General features: G+C 37.9%; 21 protein-coding genes and 4 tRNA genes. 7 read left to right on the top strand and 18 right to left on the bottom strand.

All coding sequences use genetic code 11. From position 1 onward, the window contains the following. Nucleotides 1-95 precede the first annotated feature (95 nt). Nucleotides 96-1,316, bottom strand: coding sequence for a peptidase T (gene pepT, locus CZ809_RS06415; protein WP_080156607.1), 1,221 nt, complete (start codon nt 1,314-1,316; stop codon nt 96-98). 16 nt (nt 1,317-1,332) lie between these two features. Then, nucleotides 1,333-2,877 (bottom strand): AbgT family transporter, encoded by a 1,545-nt coding sequence (locus CZ809_RS06410; protein ID WP_080156606.1) that lies wholly within the window; start codon nt 2,875-2,877, stop codon nt 1,333-1,335. 293 nt (nt 2,878-3,170) lie between these two features. On the opposite strand from CZ809_RS06410, the gene CZ809_RS06405 reads away from it, so the two are divergent. Next, nucleotides 3,171-4,232: an FAD:protein FMN transferase gene (locus CZ809_RS06405; RefSeq protein ID WP_080156605.1), complete on the top strand. Its 1,062-nt coding sequence runs from the start codon at nt 3,171-3,173 to the stop codon at nt 4,230-4,232. Between the two features lie 87 nt (nt 4,233-4,319). Here the strand turns inward: CZ809_RS06405 and CZ809_RS06400 are convergent, their stop codons facing one another. The 12 genes from CZ809_RS06400 to CZ809_RS06345 all read right to left on the bottom strand — a co-directional run bounded on the left by CZ809_RS06400 (nt 4,320) and on the right by CZ809_RS06345 (nt 11,782). Continuing rightward, complete coding sequence (locus CZ809_RS06400) at nt 4,320-4,664, bottom strand: hypothetical protein (protein WP_045036162.1); 345 nt, start codon at nt 4,662-4,664, stop codon at nt 4,320-4,322. Between the two features lie 143 nt (nt 4,665-4,807). After that, a tRNA-Val gene (locus CZ809_RS06395) sits at nt 4,808-4,884 on the bottom strand. Nucleotides 4,885-4,928: 44 nt separating this feature from the next. Next, a tRNA-Val gene (locus CZ809_RS06390) sits at nt 4,929-5,005 on the bottom strand. 44 nt (nt 5,006-5,049) lie between these two features. Continuing rightward, a tRNA-Val gene (locus CZ809_RS06385) sits at nt 5,050-5,126 on the bottom strand. A gap of 45 nt (nt 5,127-5,171) precedes the next feature. Further along, a tRNA-Val gene (locus CZ809_RS06380) sits at nt 5,172-5,248 on the bottom strand. Nucleotides 5,249-5,479: 231 nt separating this feature from the next. Next, nucleotides 5,480-5,740, bottom strand: a complete 261-nt coding sequence (locus tag CZ809_RS06375; protein ID WP_036795114.1) for a DUF5062 family protein — start codon at nt 5,738-5,740, stop codon at nt 5,480-5,482. Nucleotides 5,741-5,833: 93 nt separating this feature from the next. After that, on the bottom strand, nt 5,834-6,892 hold the full coding sequence (locus CZ809_RS06370; RefSeq protein ID WP_235865849.1) for a DUF3080 family protein: 1,059 nt from the start codon (nt 6,890-6,892) through the stop codon (nt 5,834-5,836). A gap of 107 nt (nt 6,893-6,999) precedes the next feature. After that, nucleotides 7,000-8,370 (bottom strand): MATE family efflux transporter, encoded by a 1,371-nt coding sequence (locus tag CZ809_RS06365; RefSeq protein ID WP_080156603.1) that lies wholly within the window; start codon nt 8,368-8,370, stop codon nt 7,000-7,002. 207 nt (nt 8,371-8,577) lie between these two features. Beyond that, complete coding sequence (locus CZ809_RS06360; RefSeq protein ID WP_080156602.1) at nt 8,578-9,732, bottom strand: hypothetical protein; 1,155 nt, start codon at nt 9,730-9,732, stop codon at nt 8,578-8,580. Further along, nucleotides 9,729-10,109 carry a GtrA family protein gene (locus tag CZ809_RS06355; RefSeq protein WP_080156601.1) on the bottom strand — a complete coding sequence of 127 codons (381 nt, stop codon included), beginning with the start codon at nt 10,107-10,109 and terminating at the stop codon, nt 9,729-9,731. Before CZ809_RS06355 ends, CZ809_RS06360 begins: the two co-directional genes overlap by 4 nt. 27 nt (nt 10,110-10,136) lie before the next feature. Continuing rightward, entirely contained in the window at nt 10,137-11,135 is a 999-nt protein-coding gene (locus tag CZ809_RS06350; protein WP_080156600.1) for a glycosyltransferase family 2 protein, read from the bottom strand. Beyond that, on the bottom strand, nt 11,132-11,782 hold the full coding sequence (locus CZ809_RS06345; RefSeq protein WP_080156599.1) for a hypothetical protein: 651 nt from the start codon (nt 11,780-11,782) through the stop codon (nt 11,132-11,134). The genes CZ809_RS06350 and CZ809_RS06345 overlap by 4 nt, the downstream gene beginning before the upstream one ends. A gap of 231 nt (nt 11,783-12,013) precedes the next feature. On the opposite strand from CZ809_RS06345, the gene CZ809_RS06340 reads away from it, so the two are divergent. Further along, nucleotides 12,014-12,619, top strand: coding sequence for a riboflavin synthase subunit alpha (locus CZ809_RS06340; protein ID WP_080156598.1), 606 nt, complete (start codon nt 12,014-12,016; stop codon nt 12,617-12,619). 5 nt (nt 12,620-12,624) lie between these two features. On the opposite strand, the gene CZ809_RS06335 is transcribed toward CZ809_RS06340, so the two are convergent. Together CZ809_RS06335 and CZ809_RS06330 are read right to left on the bottom strand one after the other, a co-directional pair. Beyond that, complete coding sequence (locus tag CZ809_RS06335) at nt 12,625-12,828, bottom strand: CPXCG motif-containing cysteine-rich protein (protein ID WP_080156597.1); 204 nt, start codon at nt 12,826-12,828, stop codon at nt 12,625-12,627. Between the two features lie 182 nt (nt 12,829-13,010). After that, complete coding sequence (locus CZ809_RS06330) at nt 13,011-13,880, bottom strand: fructosamine kinase family protein (protein WP_080156596.1); 870 nt, start codon at nt 13,878-13,880, stop codon at nt 13,011-13,013. A 284-nt stretch (nt 13,881-14,164) separates the two neighbouring features. On the opposite strand from CZ809_RS06330, the gene yqfB reads away from it, so the two are divergent. From yqfB to rplT, 5 genes are all read left to right on the top strand, one after another. Next, nucleotides 14,165-14,491, top strand: coding sequence for a N(4)-acetylcytidine aminohydrolase (yqfB, locus tag CZ809_RS06325; protein ID WP_080156595.1), 327 nt, complete (start codon nt 14,165-14,167; stop codon nt 14,489-14,491). 200 nt (nt 14,492-14,691) lie between these two features. Beyond that, nucleotides 14,692-16,623: a threonine--tRNA ligase gene (gene thrS / locus CZ809_RS06320; protein ID WP_080156594.1), complete on the top strand. Its 1,932-nt coding sequence runs from the start codon at nt 14,692-14,694 to the stop codon at nt 16,621-16,623. 3 nt (nt 16,624-16,626) lie between these two features. Further along, nucleotides 16,627-17,178: a translation initiation factor IF-3 gene (gene infC / locus CZ809_RS06315; RefSeq protein WP_080156593.1), complete on the top strand. Its 552-nt coding sequence runs from the start codon at nt 16,627-16,629 to the stop codon at nt 17,176-17,178. Between the two features lie 101 nt (nt 17,179-17,279). Further along, nucleotides 17,280-17,474: a 50S ribosomal protein L35 gene (gene rpmI / locus CZ809_RS06310; RefSeq protein ID WP_005367387.1), complete on the top strand. Its 195-nt coding sequence runs from the start codon at nt 17,280-17,282 to the stop codon at nt 17,472-17,474. Between the two features lie 46 nt (nt 17,475-17,520). Then, on the top strand, nt 17,521-17,874 hold the full coding sequence (gene rplT, locus CZ809_RS06305) for a 50S ribosomal protein L20 (RefSeq protein ID WP_036795101.1): 354 nt from the start codon (nt 17,521-17,523) through the stop codon (nt 17,872-17,874). Between the two features lie 109 nt (nt 17,875-17,983). Here the strand turns inward: rplT and CZ809_RS06300 are convergent, their stop codons facing one another. Beyond that, complete coding sequence (locus tag CZ809_RS06300; protein WP_080156592.1) at nt 17,984-18,466, bottom strand: GNAT family N-acetyltransferase; 483 nt, start codon at nt 18,464-18,466, stop codon at nt 17,984-17,986. 152 nt (nt 18,467-18,618) lie between these two features. After that, complete coding sequence (locus CZ809_RS06295) at nt 18,619-18,870, bottom strand: phenylalanyl-tRNA synthetase subunit alpha (protein ID WP_080156591.1); 252 nt, start codon at nt 18,868-18,870, stop codon at nt 18,619-18,621. Between the last annotated feature and the right edge of the window lie 87 nt (nt 18,871-18,957).

The following is an 18,957-nucleotide window of genomic DNA, read 5'->3' as shown; positions in this document are numbered from 1 at the left end:
TTACTGTGGAAATAAGATGGTTTGAAGACAAATGTAATACAACTGATTAGTGTAAGTGGAAAAGCGATATAAGAAACTTATACCGCTTTGAGTGATTAAGCCATATCTACTAATGTTTTTGCTACTCGATAACTATCAACAAAAGAGGGGATAGGTAAGAATTCAAACGCGCTGTGGAAGTTATGTGCGCCAGTAAAAAAGTTAGGGGTAAATAATCCTTTTACAGAAAGTGCAGAGCCATCTGTTCCGCCTCGCATAGCAATAGTTTTTGCTGGTATATTCGTATTTTCGAGCGCTTGGTATAATCGAGTTAAAGCTTCAGTATCACTGCCCATCGCTTGTGAAATATTATTATAAATATCGGTTAATGTAATATTAATATCCGCTTTGGGGTGTTTATGTCGTAAAAATGCAGTGAGTGTTGTTAGATAGGATTTTCGAGCATTATAATGTTCTTGATCGAAATCACGTATAGCCACAGATACAGATGCAGTATTTTGGTTACCATTAATATCTGTTACCCAAAAATACCCTTCGCGTTCCGCAGTTTGTTCTGGTTTACCCATATCATTAAGCATTGATATAAAATCAGCAGCAATTAAGTTAGGGTTAACCAATACATTTTTTGCACTCATTGGATGTGCAGTTATACCTGTAATTGATAGTTGTGCGCTGCCTGCATTAAAGGTTTCATAAATAACCTCACCACGTTCGCAACAATCAATTGTGTAGCAATGCTCAACTGGGAAGTCTTTTAAATCTAATGCTTTTGCACCACGTAAACCAATTTCTTCATCTGGAACAAAGGCTAGATAAATATCACCATGGGGTGTCTTTGTTGTTATTAATTGTTCAGCTAAAGTCATTAATACTGCAATAGCCGCTTTATCATCAGCGCCCAATACACTTGTACCATCAGAGAAGAAAATATCTTGATGATGGTATTTAGCTAATTCTGGGTGGGTTTGTTCGCTGATATAAATTTGTTGATCAGCATTTAAACAAAGAGGTTTCCCATTATAAGTGAGTAATTGGGAAGTAATATTTGGACTTAAACCAACATCAACAGTGTCTAAATGAGCAATAAAGCCCAATGTCTTTGCATTGGGTTTATTTCCTGGCAAATGGGCAATTAAAATACTGTTAGGGTGTAACGTTATATTGTTATAGCCCAAATTCTTTAGTTCGTCATGAAGTAACTGTGCAAGTTGATACTGTCCTGAAGATGAAGGCAGTTCCTGGTTATTAGCATCAGATTGGCTACTTATTGCAACATAACGCTGAAAGCGGTCACATAAAATTTGTTCAATATTCATTATAAATCCTTTGTTATTAGTTTCCATAGGTGTAACCACTGTTGAAACCTAGTGGGATATCTAATCCCCAGAAAAGATATAACATTGCCGTTAATGTAATTAATAGACCAATGGAATAGGGCACCATCATTGATACCAGAGTACCTATGCCTGATTGTGAACAGTAACGCTGCATGTAAGAAATAATAAGAGGATAAAAAGCATACATCGGTGTGCTTACGTTGATAGCACTATCTGAAATACGAAATGCAGCCTGAGTTAATTCAGGCGATAAGCCGACAGCCATTAGCATTGGCACTAATACGGGAGCGAGAATTGCCCATTTAGAGGATGCTGATGTAATGATTAAATTTAAGCCGGCGGTGAGTATGATCACACCTAAAATAGTGATCTTTCCTGGCATGTTAATCGCTTTTAATGCCTCTGCACCTGATAAGGCAATAAGACTGCCAATATTTGATGTACTAAAACAATATAAAAATTGAGCACAGAAAAAGGCAAAAACAATAAATGAAATCAGTGATGCTGTAATACTCTCCATTGATTTGGTTACGTCTTTGGTTGATGTGAACTTTTTGCTGATAAAGCCGTAAACTAATCCAGGTAATGCGAAAAAGATAAGTAGCATAGGTACGATTGTCTGCATAGCAGGTGCTTGTGGACTTGTTAGAGATCCATCCGGTGCTCTAAACAATGAGTTATCGGGTACCATTAAGGCAATTAGGCAAATAACTAAACCAAGTAAGGCATAATTTGCAATACGGAATGCTTTTAGCTCATTAACGGTTGGTTGTTCATTGGTATCATTAATTTGTTCAACATCAATAGGGATAGATTTATGTAACCGAGGTTCAACGATTTTGTCAGTGATATACCAGCAGCTTCCGATGACTGCAAATGTTGAACTAAAGGAATAGAAGAAATTACAAAGAACATTAACCGTATATTCAGGATCTAGAACTTGAGCCCCTGTTTCTGTGAATCCAGCGAGAATAGGGTCAATAATTGATGGTGTGTAAGATGCTGTAAATCCTCCCGCAAGGCCTGCAAATCCTGCCGCAATACCTGCTAAAGGATGTTTGCCTGTCTTATAAAAAATATAAGCAGAAACGGGCATTAAAATCACATACGCAGAATCAGAAGCAACATGCGATAAAATACCAATAAAAATAACAGAAGGCGTAACAATTGAAAGAGGAACAATAGATAACAACTTCTTTAACGCTGTTGATATGTAACCCGATCCTTCCGCGATACCAATGCCGAGCGTTGCAACAATCACAATCCCTAATGGAGGGAAATTAATGAAATTTTTGGTCATTGATGTAAACAAAGCCATTAATTCATTTGGTGTGAGTAAATTGATAACTTGAATAGGTTCTTTCGTTAAAGGGTGAATGTAATCAAAAGTGAACCACGATAGAACCATAGAGAGTGCAATACAAAATAGGGTCGCACAAAAGAAGAGCATTGTGATATCAGGAATTTTATTTCCTACATTTTCTATATTATCAAGCCAGTTACTTTTTTGAGATGGTACCTTTTGAATACTGGTAGTCATACAAACATCCTTGTTTATCTATATTTAGTAATCAATATATTATGTGTATGAAATGTAATTGACTAAATATTAAATAGCTTGATAGTCACGTTTTTATGCTTTCGTTTTTAAGTAATGAAACAATGACAAAACAAATATTTAACAATTGTTGCAGTGCATGTATTATTGAAATAATTTGATGTAGGATATTTGCATTAGGACTGTTGGGGGGTGCTTATATGCTAATACCATCTAGAGTTATTGCCGCGCTATTGTTAGACTGCGGGCATTGTTTAGATAGGTAAGGCCTTTTTATGTTCACCCGTTCGCCACAGTTATTATTAAAGCGAAGCTATGTTGCTGCGTTGTCGTTATCAGCTATTGTTGTATTGTCTGGTTGTAGCCAAGCGCCAAAGTTACAAAAGATCTCTGGTTTTGCTGAAGGTACTACTTACCATGTGACATATTGGTCAAAACAGGATGTACCCGTTGCGAAAGTGACAGAGCAATTTAATAAAAAGTTGGCAGCGATTGATAAAGAATATTCTACCTATCGGAATGACTCGTATATTTCTGAGTTTAACCACAGTACATCGACTCAATGGCAACCTGCGTCTAAAGATTTCATATATATGTTGTCGTTAGCCAAAAAATTAAATAAAGATAGCCATGGATGTTATGACCCAACAATTCAGCCATTATATAAATTATGGGGCTTTCAGGGGGATACTTTGCATGTCCCTACACCACAGCAAATAGCATCGATTAAAAAAGACATAGGGATTGATAAGATTGAAATAGATCCTGTGCATTTACGGATCAGAAAAACCATTCCTCAAGTACAAGTGGATTTATCCTCAATGGGTGAAGGCTATGCCATTAGTCAGCTAAGTAAAATTTTAGAAGCCGATGGTGTTAATAATTATTTGGTTGAGTTTGGCGGCGATATGAAAATTAAAGGCCGCAAACTGGAAGGGCAAAAGTGGCGAGTTGCGATTGAACAGCCGATAGCATTAAAAGACGGTATTCGTCCTTATACTATTGTTAATATTAATGCTGACGATGGTGTTTCATTAAATACATCGGGCACCTATCACCATAACTTTAAGGATGGTGAAAAAGATTATTCTCATATTTTAGATACTCGTACAGGTGCACCTGTAACGCATAATTTGGTATCAGCATCAGTATTTGGTCATGATCCTGTTGTTGGGGATGCGTGGGCAACCTCCATGTTATGTTTGGGGCCTGTAGAAGGGAAAGTTGTTGCCAATGAGCAGGACTTACCGGTGTACTTTATTCAAAGTGAAGGTAAAACATTTGAGAGCTCTGAAAGTGAGTCTCTTAAAAACTATCAGCGCATTACGTTAAGTTAAGCATATTTTAAATGAATATGAGATAGTGATAAGCCACTCAAACGAGTGGCTTTTTTATTTATTTTATACAGACGCTGACATTTTGCATTAGTGCTTGAATGTCGTCGTGTCATTATCGCTGGTGGCATTGATATCGCCAGCAGGATTAAGTAGGTGTGGTACGATTTTAGGCAAGTTTAATTCAATATCATTATCTGTGACGGGGTTAATCGCAGTGTTATACCAACCCAGTAAGCCTAAAACGGCATAGCCAATAGCATCATCACTGTCACGATGCTCAAGAATGATTTGTAGAAAACGTAAGATAGCTTTGTCGTTTGATTTAGCTTGAACTAACGTTTCATCAAAAACAGCCGTTGCTTCAGCCAATAAACCTTCAAATTCAGTATCAATAGATACTTTAAACGAGCCACCATCAACAGTAATTTTCATTGTTATATCGTCAATTATTATAATTGATATAAATATTACCTAATTACCAACCGGTTGTCGCCATACTGCGGTATTGATTAACATTGTTATGATCCAGATACAAAAAAGCCTACTAAAAAGTAGGCTTGGTTGTATCTAAAATATGGTGCTCGCTACTGGACTCGAACCAGTGACACCTTGCATGTCATGCAAGTACTCTAACCAACTGAGCTAAGCGAGCAAATTGTACTGCTATAAATCGCTGTTAAGCCATTTATTTTAAAATGGTGCTCGCTACTGGACTCGAACCAGTGACACCTTGCATGTCATGCAAGTACTCTAACCAACTGAGCTAAGCGAGCAAATTGTACTGCTATAAATCGCTATTAAGCCATTTATTTTAAAATGGTGCTCGCTACTGGACTCGAACCAGTGACACCTTGCATGTCATGCAAGTACTCTAACCAACTGAGCTAAGCGAGCAAATTGTACTGCTATAAATCGCTGTTAAGCCATTTATTTTAAAATTGGTGCTCGCTACTGGACTCGAACCAGTGACACCTTGCATGTCATGCAAGTACTCTAACCAACTGAGCTAAGCGAGCAAATTCAGCTTCATTACTATTAAATCGTAATCAGCGAATGACAAGCATAGTAGCGAGTCACTTTCCTCTAGGCAAGTGTTTAAATAGACTTTTTTAGTAAATTCAGTGCGTTTGCTTGCACAATAGCCAGTTTGGTTAAATTTGGTGATGGTTAATTAGACGAATGTGATATTGCGCATGTTATTTGTGAGGAACACCACCAGTATTTTACTGGTGGCTATGTGAAAAGAGTTATTGAAGCAGTTCGTGATTTTCCGGTAATAGACGAATAATCCACAATACCAATTTATGCTTCATATTGACGCCATCTTCTTTATCAACGGCTAATGGCGTAATTTGTTTACATTGCACTAATAAGCGATAAATACATTCCACGCGATCGGTCGAACCAACTCCGCGATCTAAATCATTAAATCCTTGTTTTTTTGCAAAGGCGAAACCCAGTTCTAAGGCTTTTTTTAATAGTTTTGCTTCATTTTTATGCTTTTTCATTTTTATCTCCCTGACCTCTACAATGTAGTGTAGTTTACCTATTCTCTAAATGAACGCATAGTAGCAAAAATGATAATTGAGGTTAGTAGCAACTTATTGATGTCCAACCTTAAATTGGCAGCGCTTAAATAATCGTTGCCAATAGCGAACATGATCATGGGTTGCTTGTTGAAATTGATAGAGCAGTTCTCCTTGAAAATAATAGCGTGCATATACTGCCATTGCTGTTGGTGGGGTGATTTGTTGTTGAACTAGCATGGCGTAAATATTATTCAAATGTGGGCGTAATTGCTGGTATTGAGAATGTAATTTACTGATATATGGCTGAATATCATTGATATAATATTTATAGAAAACATTACGTAAATATTGCGCTTGTTGTTGATTGATATTTTTACCACACATAACAGTTTGATCATGAGTAATAAGTTGCGTTGTAATGGTGTTCATTATTGTTGTAATGCGAGCAATAGAATAAAACAGCTGGCCAATATATTGGGTATTATGAATTTGTTGTTGATGGTGGAGTAGTTGATCAATATTGTTCGTTGTTAGTGAATGTTTAGTGGTCTGACTCGATAACATTGTTGTAGTTAATGTATCTACATACTCAAATGCCGCTAAATTTTCGATATAACCGCCAAATTGTTGAGACGATAGTAATTGATGCCCTAGAGTAAATTGTTGCCGCCACTCTTGGCCCGTAAATATCATATTCCATATGGCTTGCGGTAATTGTTGTTGTTTTTGATGATATATATTTTTAAGTTGAAGCTGTAATGGATCAGCACTATTGAGAATATTTAGGCAATGTTCAATTTGTTTTAACAACAATAACTCGTAATGTAGTCGACGTGTTTTATCCTGCACTTTTCCTAATATTGAATTACGCTCCGCAATTAATTGAAATAAACCACATTGGCGTAATTCATAAGCATTTAATAGTCCAATTGTTATATCTGCAATAGGTTGTTTGAGGACATGGGTTCGAGGATAACTGGGTATATCTAGCGGAGGAATAGTGTCAGCCTCAACGTCTAATATATTTGTAAGGCGTTGTTGGTAGGTGTTGAGTAAGGTATCGGTTGTGTTTTTTTTACAACCTATAACGGAAAATAGACCAATAATGGCGAGCAACAATAATTTTTTCATCATACTCTACAATGACTAATAGTTGTTTAAGCATATGCAGCCTTTGTTAGTTTAGACAAAAAAAAAGCGATCCTAAGATCGCTTTTCTAATAAGATATCATTGACGGTTAGCGTAATGACATCTCAATTTGTTTTTGCATATCAAGTTTGTGAACCCAACGCATACGCAGACCAAGCATTATCGCAGCAGATGTTAAGCCAATAATAAAGCCAATCCAGAACCCTTCCGGTCCCATTGGGTTAACGACCCAATCTGTCATACCTAGAATATAACCAATCGGTAATCCGAGTAACCAATAAGCGATAAAGGTACAGAAGAAGATGGCTCGCATATCTTTATAACCACGTAGTGCACCGGCAGCAACAACCTGTACGGCATCACTACATTGGTAAATAGCAGCTAATAGAAGTAGTTGGCTTGCAAAAATAATAACTTCAGGGTTATCTGTATACAGTAATGCAATTTGTTCACGGAAAATCACTGTGAGAATTGCAGTACAAAATGCTAATGATATGCCAACGAGTAATCCACAATGGCTTGCGATTTTAGCGCCAATAATGTCTTTTTGTCCCATTTTATGACCAACACGAATACTGACCGCAGCAGCGATACTCATTGGTAACATATACACTAAGGATGAAAAATTCATTGCAATCTGGTGTGATGCAACTTTCATTGGTCCTAGAGGTGATATCAATAATGCAATGACTGCAAATAAAGAGACTTCAAAAAATAATGAGGCAGCAACAGGAAAACCTAACTTAAACAAACGGCTAATAGCAGCAAATTTAGGCGGATAGATCGTACCAAAGACATTAAGGCTATTAAGTCGTTTATTAATTAATACGAATGCGAGCATGGCAAAGAACATAAACCAGTACACGATAGCCGTTGCGATACCACAACCGACACCACCCATCGCTGGCATGCCAAATTTACCGTAAACAAAAATCCAGTTGAGAGGAATATTGAGTAATAATCCTAAAAAGCCAATCACCATACCTGGAATAGTAAACGACAAGCCTTCAGAGAAGCTTTTCAGTGTTTGGAAAAAGAGAAAAGCAGGTACTGCAAATAATACCGCATGTAAGTAACCAACTGTCTTTTCTGCCAGTACGGGTTCCACATTCATGTAGTGGATTAATATGCCCGCATTGTAAAGAATCAACATAGTTGGAATTGAGATTAGCACCGCTAAAATAAAGGCAGTTTGAATTTCAAAAGGTATTTTGTCTTTTTTTCCTGAACCACTGAGCTGAGCGACGATAGGGACTATCGCCATCAGCAAGCCAACGCCAAATAGAATTGAGGGTAACCAAATGCTTGCTGCAACTGCAACCGCTGCCATATCTGTTGCACTTACGCCACCCGCCATTACTGTATCAACAAAACCCATTGATGTTTGGGCAACTGAGGCAATTAAAACGGGTATAGCAAGTTTGAGTAGTTGCGTTGTTTCTTTTCTGTAGTTTTGCACTCAGCAAGGCTCCAAAAATGAGGAAATAAGAGGGGAATAATCAATAGTTGTTAGTCACTATATAATGCATCCTAAATGGGGCTGGATTATATAAACAAAACCCACAAAGCCAAACATTATTTATCATTTAATGCACATAAAAATAAACAGCCTCGAACATTAAAGATCGAAGCTGTTACGTTACTTGTTAATTGGTAAAGAAATGTGTTAAACGGTAAAGAAATGATGCCCAAAGAACCCCATTGCAATAAAGGTACTTGCAGCACTAAAAATACATAACATGGGTGTTTTTATGCTTGGGTAACGTTCAATTAACAAAGCTAACCCAAGGAAAGTTGGATAAAGCCCAAAAGCATAACGTGGCATTGCGTTAAGGCTTGAAGACAGTGGCAATATTAAACAAATAAACATAAATAATGCTTCGGCATAATATTTACGAACAACTAAGTAAATATTAAGCGCAAAAGCCAGCAGTGCCATAATGGTGAGGTATAATTTAGGCCCACCTGTTTCAAAACCAAATATTATCCAATGGAATGGATTAGTTAGCTGACGCCCCCACGCTATTTGAATATGTCCAAATGCCAGAGCATCCCCAACATGAAAATACATATAAGTCATAAAGCCAAAAAAGCCAATCGGGATCACCCAAATAGCGGCTAATACTTTTAGTGCGGGTGTTTTAAAGCGTAAGAAACTTTGAATACCGTAGTGTTGAATCGCAATAATTAATACAGGGAAAACTAAAAATACGCCCAAGTTACGCGTAACAGCGGCTAGCATGCCTAAAATAGCGACCCAAAACCATTGTTGGCGATAGCTAAATAAGAACACTCCGGCTACTAATGCAATAAACAATGGTTCTGTATAACCTGCAGAGGAATATACAGTGTAAGGCGAGAAACAAACAATCCATACCATTGCTGAGCGTGTTACTGCACTGATTTTTAGTTGTTTTAGTACCATTAACACCATTGGAATACTAAATAAAAACGCAAGGTTAGACGCAAATGCTAACCCAAAGCGATAATTATTAATGGGATCTTCAAAGGTGGTTAAGTGCGAGAATACCCACCCGAGCAAGGGCTGTAATGGCATAAATGCCCAATTGGCGGCATTTTTTTGACCTAACCATTGTGGAACAAGATCATAACCATTATCAATAATGCGGTAAAACCATACACAGTCAAAACGACATATGGTTTGTAATAATGGTTGTTCTGCATAATGTCCTGTCATGAACATATTTACGCCCCAAAGACCAAGAGCGTAGATCACAACACGACTAACGATGACAGCAAAGATCAGATTTAACCAGTCTTTACGAGTAAGACGGATATCTGTAAGTGATAGGGGATTCATTTAAAGACCCAGAATTTCGATAAAATAAAAGTAATAATTGGTACACATAAGGTTGAAATAGTGACGGCAATCCAACCTTTTATATGGGCTGTTTGTAACAGTGTCACCAAAATAATGTTATTGATTAAAAAACCAAATAAAGACACCGCTAAAAATTTAAAGAAAGAGCCTTTTTGAGCAAAGGTAAAATGCCGATGACCAAAATAGGACACTAAAAAAGCGATACTAAACCCGAAGATATTAGCGATATATTCAGATGGATGTGCTATTTGGAAAAAGTATAACCGTACCACTGACAAATGTACGGCAGTGGCTAATAATCCAACAATGGCAAAACGATTAAGCTGCCAAAAATGTTTTAGAAATGATTCATTCATAATGGTTGCTAGACTTGTTCAACGAGGTTAAAGGGATGGTTTAGATTTTGACGGTGCAGTTTTTTTTCTATAGTTACCGTACACATCTTCAACTAAATAAATTGGGCGATGCTTAAGTTCAGTATAGATACGACTGACATATCCACCGATAACCCCTAATGAGATTAATTGGATTCCACCTAAAAATAGCACCACAGAGATAGTAGAAGCATAACCTGGAGTATGAACACCAAAACATAACGCGCTAATAACGATATACATTAAAAAGATGAAAGATAAAAAGGAGATACCAAAACCAACAAAGCCCCAGACACGTAACGGCCATGCGGTAAAACTGGTAATGCCATCCATGGCAAAATTCCATAATTTCCAATAATTAAATTTTGTATCACCAACAAGACGTTCAGGGCGTTGGAAATTAACGCCTGTAGCGCGTAAAGATGACCATGCAAGTAAGCCTTTCATAAAACGATTACGTTCTGGCAATTGTTTAACAGTTTCAATTACACAGCGATTAATCAGTCTAAAGTCACCCGCATTTTCAGGTAGTGTTGTTTCAGCCGATAAGAAGTTGAAGAAACGGTAGAAGCCGCCAGCAGTTAATCGCTTGGTATAAGTGTCTTGTGAGCGATCAACCCGCACACCATAGACAGTGTCATAGTCACCAGTAAGCCATAATTCGACAAACTCAAGGATCACTTCAGGTGGATCTTGTAAATCAACATCCATAATAACGGCAGCATCACCTTGAACATAATCTAAGCCCGCCGTCATGGCTGCTTCTTTACCAAAGTTACGGGCAAAATTAATTAATGAGATACTTGAATCTTGTTCTATCATTTTATCAATAACATGCTGAGTATTGTCTTTACTGCCGTCATTAATAAACACAATATCTATGTGTGATCGAATACTACTTAGCTTGTCATTAATAGCATGTAAGAAGGGTTCGATAGCCACTTCTTCATTGTAAACTGGCACAATAAGCGATAAACGATAATCAAGCGGGTTTGGTTTCTGATTCATTTTAAGTTCCCAATGTTTTGATTAATAGAGCCAGTGTTATGTGGCAGTGATAATGTGTTGGTATCAATTGGTGTTAAGTTAATTGATGTTACTTGTAATGGTGTTGGGACAGTTAATATCAAAGATTGTAATTGTTGTGGCGAAGATAAAAATTGCTGCTTTGGTAATTGCGCTGTTAAGGTTTTGCCTTGATCTTGCGGTAACAATGAACCTTGATAATGGTTAAAAGTGAATGCTATCGGTTTTAACTGCAACGGTGCTTTTGCTAAGGTAAATGTAATCGTAACATTAGCCGTAGGCGCTGTGGGTAATGTGAAATATAAGCCGCCTTGTTGAGTAAGCTCACGCATATTATTATTGGCATCAATGTTCCAACCTGCACGAGATAAATTAGGAATATTACTTGTTGTTTCTAATGTCGTCGGTAAGGCTAATGCTAAATTTGGTTGCTTTGGTTGCCAATATAATGTCTGATTTTTTATATAATAAGCCTTATAAGCAAGGCTGACATTGGGTGTTATTGCTTTATAAAGTACCCAAATATAATACCCAGATAACACTACTAACAACCCGATAAGCAGTATTCGTAAAATAGGTTGTGGTTGTTGTAAAGACGGTGAAACTGTAGATGAGGCGTTAGCGGTCATAGTGTACCTTTAATACGTATTATTTACTGGTGCGGTATTATTGTCATACAAGTAATACGCTTATCGTATTGTAGAGTGTCACTTTAATGTAAAAAAATAGAAAATGACAAAAAAAAATAGCGACGAAATTGTTGCATAATTAAACGCATGAAAACTCTAAGATGGAATATCTTTGGGTGATCCAAGATCTTAATAATAGGTCAATTAAGTTAATTAGACATAAGGATGGATATGTTTACTGGAATTATACAAGGCATTGCACCGGTAGTGAAAATTCATAAAAAAATGAATTTCCAGACCCATGTTATTCGGTTACCAGAAAATTTAATGCAAGGATTAACCTTAGGTGCATCTGTTGCACACAATGGTTGTTGTTTGACTGTTACTCATATTGAACAACAATTAGTCTCGTTTGATTTAATGCAAGAAACTTTAAATGTGACTAATTTAGGTCTGCTCACGGAAGGGGATTATGTCAATATTGAACGTGCCGCAAAGTTTGGTGATGAAATTGGTGGTCATGCGATGTCTGGCCATATTTCGGCAACAGCCACAGTCAGTCGCGTAAATATCTCTGAAAATAATCATCAAGTATGGTTTTCTGCCCCAACGCAATTAATGAAATACATATTTGCTAAAGGGTATATTGGTATTGATGGTATCAGTTTAACGATAGGTGAAGTTGAAAATAATTGCTTTAATGTCAATCTTATCCCTGAAACATTACACCGAACAAATCTTAAAAATCGTACTGTAAATGATGTGATTAATATTGAAATTGATCCGCAGACACAAGCAATTGTGGATACGGTTGAACGTGTAATGGCAACAAAATAAGTATTTTAAAATATTTGTTCATCATCAGCATCAACAAACAGATTAATCGTCTTATGCAGTTCATCAACTTCCATTGTTAAGTGAATAGGATTACAGCAAATAGAACAATCATCATAAAAATTTTGACTACCAGCACTGGCATCAAGAGGAATACTGATTGTATGGCCACAGTGGGGACAGTTAACGTTTTGTGTTGAGTATTTGTTCATAACAGATCCTTATTATAAGTAATCAGAGATCGTGTTGGATTAGTGGTGTTGTTGTTTATTATTATAGAACCTTGTGGTGAATTAGCTTCGCGGCGAGTTATTCAGGTTGTGAATTGCTTCGGTATGGTACACCAACACTGAGTGGCAACAGTGCTGGTGTGCTATCAATTAAATCACTGTGGCTATTCGTCCCATAACATAAGGTTGGCAATAATATGTTGCGCTTGCCCCATATATTCTCCTCCGAACAGATTACAGTGGTTAAGAATATGATAAAGATTATAAAGATCTTTACGATCTTGATACCCTTCGTCTAATGGATAAACAGATTGATAGCCTTCATAGAAACTAGCAGGAAAACCGCCAAATAACTCTGTCATTGCAACATCACATTCACGATCTCCCCAGTAAGTCGCAGGATCAAAGATGATCGGGCCAGAGACGGTTAATGCCGTATTGCCATGCCATAGGTCACCGTGGAGTAATGATGGTTTTGGCTGATGATTACTTAGACGTTGAGCGACATTGGCTGTTATTGTGTCAATATCACCAAAGTGGAGGCCTTTTTCTTCACATAGTTGTAATTGCCATTCAATACGTTGTTCTGCAAAAAATTTATCCCAGCGACGACGCCATTTATTAGGCTGGGGTGTTAAACCAATATAGTTATCAAAATCAAATCCAAATTCAACTTGCTCACCCCATAAGTGCAATTGAGCCAGTTGTTGGCCGAGTTTATAACCCGCGTCGTCATCAATGGTTTTGGTTGGAAGGTAATTTAGAATAAGAAAGGATTTGTCTCGGCATGTACCGAGGTGAAAATATTGTGGCACTTGAACACAATTAGCTTCGTTGAGGATACGTAAACTTTCGGCTTCTGTTTTAAAGACAGCAAGTTGTTCTTTATCATTGAGTTTAACAAAAAAACGTTGCTCGTCATCACCAATACAATAGCATTGGTTAACATCGCCGCCTTGAATAGCCTCACGTTCATTAATTTTGAACGGTCGACCAAGTACTTCTGACAACTGGTGAGAAATAGCCTGCCACATAGCATCCTCCACGCGTTAAATTGGACTAGATAAAACTTGTCTATCAACATCTTAGTCCATTTTATTTAGATATATCTGTGAAGTCGATGCTATTTTAATGAATTAACAATTTAATAAAGGATAGGTTGATGAAATTAAAGGATATATTATTTTTAATATTAAAGGTTTAGTATTGTTGCTGTTAATTTAATGTTTATTTTCTTTCGCTTTGCTATTGCTCGTTTACTTTTGAACATAAGCGGTTACTCTATGCCGAAATTTATTAGGTAATAAAGGACACCATAATGAGCTCGACTATAATCCCGACGGAAATGACATTTTTCTCACGTTTTGAAAGTGACATCTTGTCAGGAAAAAAAACAATCACTATTCGTGATGAAGCGGAAAGCTATTATGTTCCAGGTACGACGGTTGATGTATCGACATATGAAGAGGGGCGTTGGTTTTGCCGCTTAAATATTTTAACCGTTGAGCCAATCGCATTTAATGATCTTAATGATTTTCATTCACAACAAGAAAATATGACGTTACCTGAGTTAAAAGCAGTGATTAATGATATTTATCCTGGTATCGAAAAGTTATATGTTGTGAATTACGCCTTAGTAAAATAGAAAATATAAAAAAGTAGGGTGATCCTTTGCAATATCTTGTTACCGTTTGTATAGTGTCCCCCTGTTTTTACCTTAGCATGTAGCTCTGTATTGCGGCATCAAAGTAAAAACATTTTTATTAATAGAAAGCTTCTCTTAAAAGCTTTATTAACTCAACATGTGCTACTTGGTGTGTGGCACCACTGTTTAAGGATATTTAAATGCCAGTTATTACTCTTCCAGACGGTAGTCAACGTCAATTCGATGACGCTGTATCAACTATGGACGTTGCACTTTCAATCGGTCCTGGTCTTGCGAAAGCAACCATTGCAGGACGTGTTGATGGTGTTCGTGTTGACGCATGTGATCTTATCGAAAACGATGCGAGCCTAGAAATCATTACAGTAAAAGATGATGTTGATGGTCTTGAAATCGTTCGTCACTCATGTGCACACTTGCTAGGCCATGCAATTAAACAATTGTACCCTGAAGCAAAAATGGCGATCGGTCCGACGATTGACAATGGTTTTTACTACGATATCGATCTAGAGCAATCTTTAACACAAGAAGATCTTGATGTTATTGAAAAGCGTATGCTTGAATTAGCAAAAACTAAATATCAAGTAGTGAAGAAAAACGTAAGCTGGCAAGAAGCGCGTGATGCGTTTGATGCACGTGGCGAAACGTACAAGATTGAAATCCTAGATGAAAACGTTGCTCGTGACGATCGTCCAGGTCTTTACCATCATGAAGAATACATTGACATGTGTCGTGGTCCACACGTACCACACATGGGTTTCTGTCAAAACTTCAAACTATTAAGTGTTGCTGGTGCTTACTGGCGTGGTAATAGCGACAATAAGATGCTTCAACGTATCTACGGTACTGCATTCCACGATAAGAAAGCCCTGAAAGCGCACCTAACGCGTTTGGAAGAAGCGGCAAAGCGTGATCACCGTAAGATTGGTAAGCAACTTGATCTATTCCACATGCAGCAAGAAGCACCAGGTATGGTATTCTGGCACCATAACGGTTGGACTATCTTCCGTGAGCTAGAAGTATTTGTTCGTGAAAAATTGAACGAATATGATTACCAAGAAGTAAAAGGTCCATTAATGATGGACCGTGTGCTTTGGGAGCGTTCTGGTCACTGGGATAAGTATGCAGAGGCAATGTTCACTACAAGTTCTGAGAACCGTGAATACGCAATTAAGCCAATGAACTGTCCTGGTCACGTACAGATCTTTAACCAAGGCCTTAAGTCATACCGTGATTTACCGTTACGTATGGCTGAGTTTGGTTCTTGTCACCGTAATGAGCCTTCTGGTTCACTTCACGGTATTATGCGTGTTCGTGGTTTCACCCAAGATGATGCGCATATTTTTTGTACAGAAGCACAAGTACAACAAGAAGTTACATCTTGCATCGAAATGGTGTATGATACTTACAAGACATTTGGTTTTGATAACATTGTTGTTAAATTATCGACTCGCCCAGAAAAGCGTGTAGGTTCTGATGCAATGTGGGACAAAGCTGAAGCCGATTTAGTTACCGCGCTTGAATCAATGGATATTCCATTTGAAATTCAAGAAGGTGAGGGTGCATTCTACGGTCCTAAGATCGAGTTTACACTTCACGATTGCCTTGATCGCGCATGGCAGTGTGGTACTGTTCAGCTTGACTTCGCATTACCTGAGCGTTTAGGCGCTACATATGTAGGTGAAGACAACGAACGCCATACACCGGTTATGATTCACCGTGCAATTCTTGGTTCATTAGAGCGCTTCATCGGTATTCTTATCGAAGATTACGCAGGCTTCTTCCCAACATGGTTGGCGCCTCAACAAGCTGTAGTGATGAATATTACTGACTCTCAAGCAGAATATGTGCAAGAAATTGTAGAAAAATTGAAAAAAAGTGGAATTAGAGTCAATGCGGACTTGAGAAATGAGAAGATTGGCTTTAAAATCCGCGAACATACTTTGAAGCGAGTGCCTTTTATGCTCGTTTGTGGTGACAAAGAAGTCGAAGCAGGCGTAGTAGCAGTTCGTACTCGCAAGGGTAAAGATCTGGGTAAATTTAAGATTGATGAATTAATTGCATTTATGCAAGAAGAAATCAGCAATCGTAAGCTCAATGTTGTGGAGGAATAAGGTATTAAAGGCGGAAAAAGAACCCAAGCACCAGTTAAGCAAAACGCGCATCGTCTGAATGAAGAAATTCGTGGCGTACGTGAAGTTCGTCTAACTGGCCTTGACGGCGAATCAGTCGGTGTTGTTTCTATTGAAGAAGCAATGAATGTTGCTCTTGATGCTGGTGTGGATCTAGTTGAAATTAGCCCTAATGCCGAGCCACCAGTCTGTCGTGTGATGGACTATGGTAAGTACTTGTTCGAGAAGAGCAAGGCTGCTAAAGAGCAAAAGAAGAATCAGAAACAAATCCAGATCAAGGAAGTTAAATTCCGACCTGGTACAGACGAAGGCGATTATCAGGTAAAACTACGCAACCTGAGTCGCTTTTTAGAAGAGGGCAACAAGGGCAAAGTCACACTACGTTTCCGTGGTCGTGAAATGGCCCACCAAGGCATTGGTATTGAGCTTCTTAATCGTATTAAGGCAGAACTTGAAGAGATTGCGGTCTGTGAAAGTTTCCCTAATCGTGTAGAAGGTCGTCAAATGACCATGATGCTTGCCCCAAAGAAGAAGTAATAACGGCATTCAAGTAGCTAAAAAGCGCTGCTTTAAGTAGCGCTTTTTGTTCGCCCTATTACTATGATTATTAACTATCAACAATGCGGAGTTATCATCTCATGCCAAAGATGAAAACAAATCGTGGCGCTGCTAAGCGCTTCAAAAAAACAGCTGGTGGCTTTAAGTTTAAGCACGCTACTAAGCGTCACATCCTGACTAAACGTACTACTAAGAACAAACGTCAGCTTCGTCCAAATGCAATCCTTCCTAAGTGTGAAGTGGCTGCAGTTGCTCGTATGCTTCCGTTCGCTTAATCGTTTTTAGTTTTATATTTTTTTTAATTTTAGTTAGGAGTCTCCTATGCCTCGCGTAAAACGTGGTGTACAAGCGCGTGCACGTCACAAGAAAGTTCTTAAACAAGCTAAAGGTTACTACGGTGCACGTTCACGTGTTTACCGCGTAGCTTTCCAAGCTGTTACTAAAGCTGGTCAATATGCTTACCGTGACCGTCGTCAGAAGAAACGTACTTTCCGTCAACTTTGGATTGCTCGTATCAACGCTGCTGCACGTCAAAATGGTATGTCTTACAGCCGTCTAATCAACGGTCTTAAGAAAGCGTCTATCGAAATCGATCGTAAGATCCTTTCTGATATCGCTGTATTTGACAAAGCTACTTTCACTGTTCTTGTGGAAAAGGCAAAAGCTGCACTGTAATTTATCAGTCTAGTTTTATGTTAAAAGGAGAGCCTCGGCTCTCCTTTTTTCGTATATGATGTTATTTTTTCTTCTTCTTCTCTATTCGCTAAACAAATATTTCTTTTTTCTAGAGCTGTTTTAACATCCAGACGTCACAACCGCCATGTTGAGTGCCTGTTAATGGCATATCAAGGTGAGTAAAGCCTAGAGCTTCATATAAGCGTATTGCAGATTGCATGCTCGATAGTGTATCGAGATAACATTCTGTAAAGCCTTTTGTTTGTGCGTATGTTAAACATTGAAGGGAAAGTTTTTTGCCTAATCCAAGTTTGCGCCCATCGGGTAACAGAAACAGTTTTTTTAATTCACATGTTGTTTTACTGTTATTGAAAGGAGCAATACCGCAGCCACCGACAAGCTTGCCATCAACCAAAGCCACTAAATATAAACTACTGACATCATCGTGATAAAAGTGGCTCATATTTAACACTTCAGCATCTGATGGACCAAACCCTTCACCTACCGCTCCAAACTCAGCGCCGACTTGCTTAATTATTTTGCAGAGTTCCACATCAAAATCTGCGTTGATAGCGATCACATCAATATCCATGACTGGTGGTTCCTGTTATTACTAATGGGGCTGGTGTTTTATAACCATATTGAAACTCATATTTTGCGTATGCAGAAATACAAGACATAAAAAAGCCAGTCATTTATATAGCAGAATGACTGGCTTTTAAAATAGAATCGAGTGGTTAGCGGTTATGCACGCGCATAACGTTGATTACGCTTTTTGTTTGCTGTTGCTAGCGTTTTCAGTAAGAACGCTAGGAAAGTAACAAATAACGTATTGAAACCCATAAAGAACACAAGATTAATAAAATTAAAGCCGTCTTCTGGCGCAATCGGCATTGCTGATGCTAAGCCATAATTACCAAGCAGTAATAGGGCAGTACAAAGAATCGCTGCGATAGTTGAGATTTTAGATAGAGCGGCAAGATCTTGAGTATTCATTATGAAGTCCTAACATTGATTTTGATCATAACTTACACTGAAAAGAGTAATTTTAAAACAAAATTGATAAAAAATATCTGAAATGTA

Source organism: Photobacterium piscicola, assembly GCF_900166965.1.
GTDB classification, from domain to species: Bacteria; Pseudomonadota; Gammaproteobacteria; order Enterobacterales; family Vibrionaceae; genus Photobacterium; species Photobacterium piscicola.
Note: the sequence above shows the minus strand (reverse complement) of the source record. Positions and strands in the feature narration are given on the sequence as shown.

Coding starts and splice junctions, on each gene's coding strand:
- pepT (WP_080156607.1), bottom strand. CDS start 1,316: ATGAATATTGAACAAATTTTATGTGACCGCTTTCAGCGTTATGTTGCA.
- CZ809_RS06410 (WP_080156606.1), bottom strand. CDS start 2,877: ATGACTACCAGTATTCAAAAGGTACCATCTCAAAAAAGTAACTGGCTT.
- CZ809_RS06405 (WP_080156605.1), top strand. CDS start 3,171: ATGTTCACCCGTTCGCCACAGTTATTATTAAAGCGAAGCTATGTTGCT.
- CZ809_RS06400 (WP_045036162.1), bottom strand. CDS start 4,664: ATGAAAATTACTGTTGATGGTGGCTCGTTTAAAGTATCTATTGATACT.
- CZ809_RS06375 (WP_036795114.1), bottom strand. CDS start 5,740: ATGAAAAAGCATAAAAATGAAGCAAAACTATTAAAAAAAGCCTTAGAA.
- CZ809_RS06370 (WP_235865849.1), bottom strand. CDS start 6,892: ATGAAAAAATTATTGTTGCTCGCCATTATTGGTCTATTTTCCGTTATA.
- CZ809_RS06360 (WP_080156602.1), bottom strand. CDS start 9,732: ATGAATCCCCTATCACTTACAGATATCCGTCTTACTCGTAAAGACTGG.
- CZ809_RS06355 (WP_080156601.1), bottom strand. CDS start 10,109: ATGAATGAATCATTTCTAAAACATTTTTGGCAGCTTAATCGTTTTGCC.
- CZ809_RS06350 (WP_080156600.1), bottom strand. CDS start 11,135: ATGAATCAGAAACCAAACCCGCTTGATTATCGTTTATCGCTTATTGTG.
- CZ809_RS06345 (WP_080156599.1), bottom strand. CDS start 11,782: ATGACCGCTAACGCCTCATCTACAGTTTCACCGTCTTTACAACAACCA.
- CZ809_RS06340 (WP_080156598.1), top strand. CDS start 12,014: ATGTTTACTGGAATTATACAAGGCATTGCACCGGTAGTGAAAATTCAT.
- CZ809_RS06335 (WP_080156597.1), bottom strand. CDS start 12,828: ATGAACAAATACTCAACACAAAACGTTAACTGTCCCCACTGTGGCCAT.
- CZ809_RS06330 (WP_080156596.1), bottom strand. CDS start 13,880: ATGTGGCAGGCTATTTCTCACCAGTTGTCAGAAGTACTTGGTCGACCG.
- yqfB (WP_080156595.1), top strand. CDS start 14,165: ATGAGCTCGACTATAATCCCGACGGAAATGACATTTTTCTCACGTTTT.
- thrS (WP_080156594.1), top strand. CDS start 14,692: ATGCCAGTTATTACTCTTCCAGACGGTAGTCAACGTCAATTCGATGAC.
- rpmI (WP_005367387.1), top strand. CDS start 17,280: ATGCCAAAGATGAAAACAAATCGTGGCGCTGCTAAGCGCTTCAAAAAA.
- rplT (WP_036795101.1), top strand. CDS start 17,521: ATGCCTCGCGTAAAACGTGGTGTACAAGCGCGTGCACGTCACAAGAAA.
- CZ809_RS06300 (WP_080156592.1), bottom strand. CDS start 18,466: ATGGATATTGATGTGATCGCTATCAACGCAGATTTTGATGTGGAACTC.
- CZ809_RS06295 (WP_080156591.1), bottom strand. CDS start 18,870: ATGAATACTCAAGATCTTGCCGCTCTATCTAAAATCTCAACTATCGCA.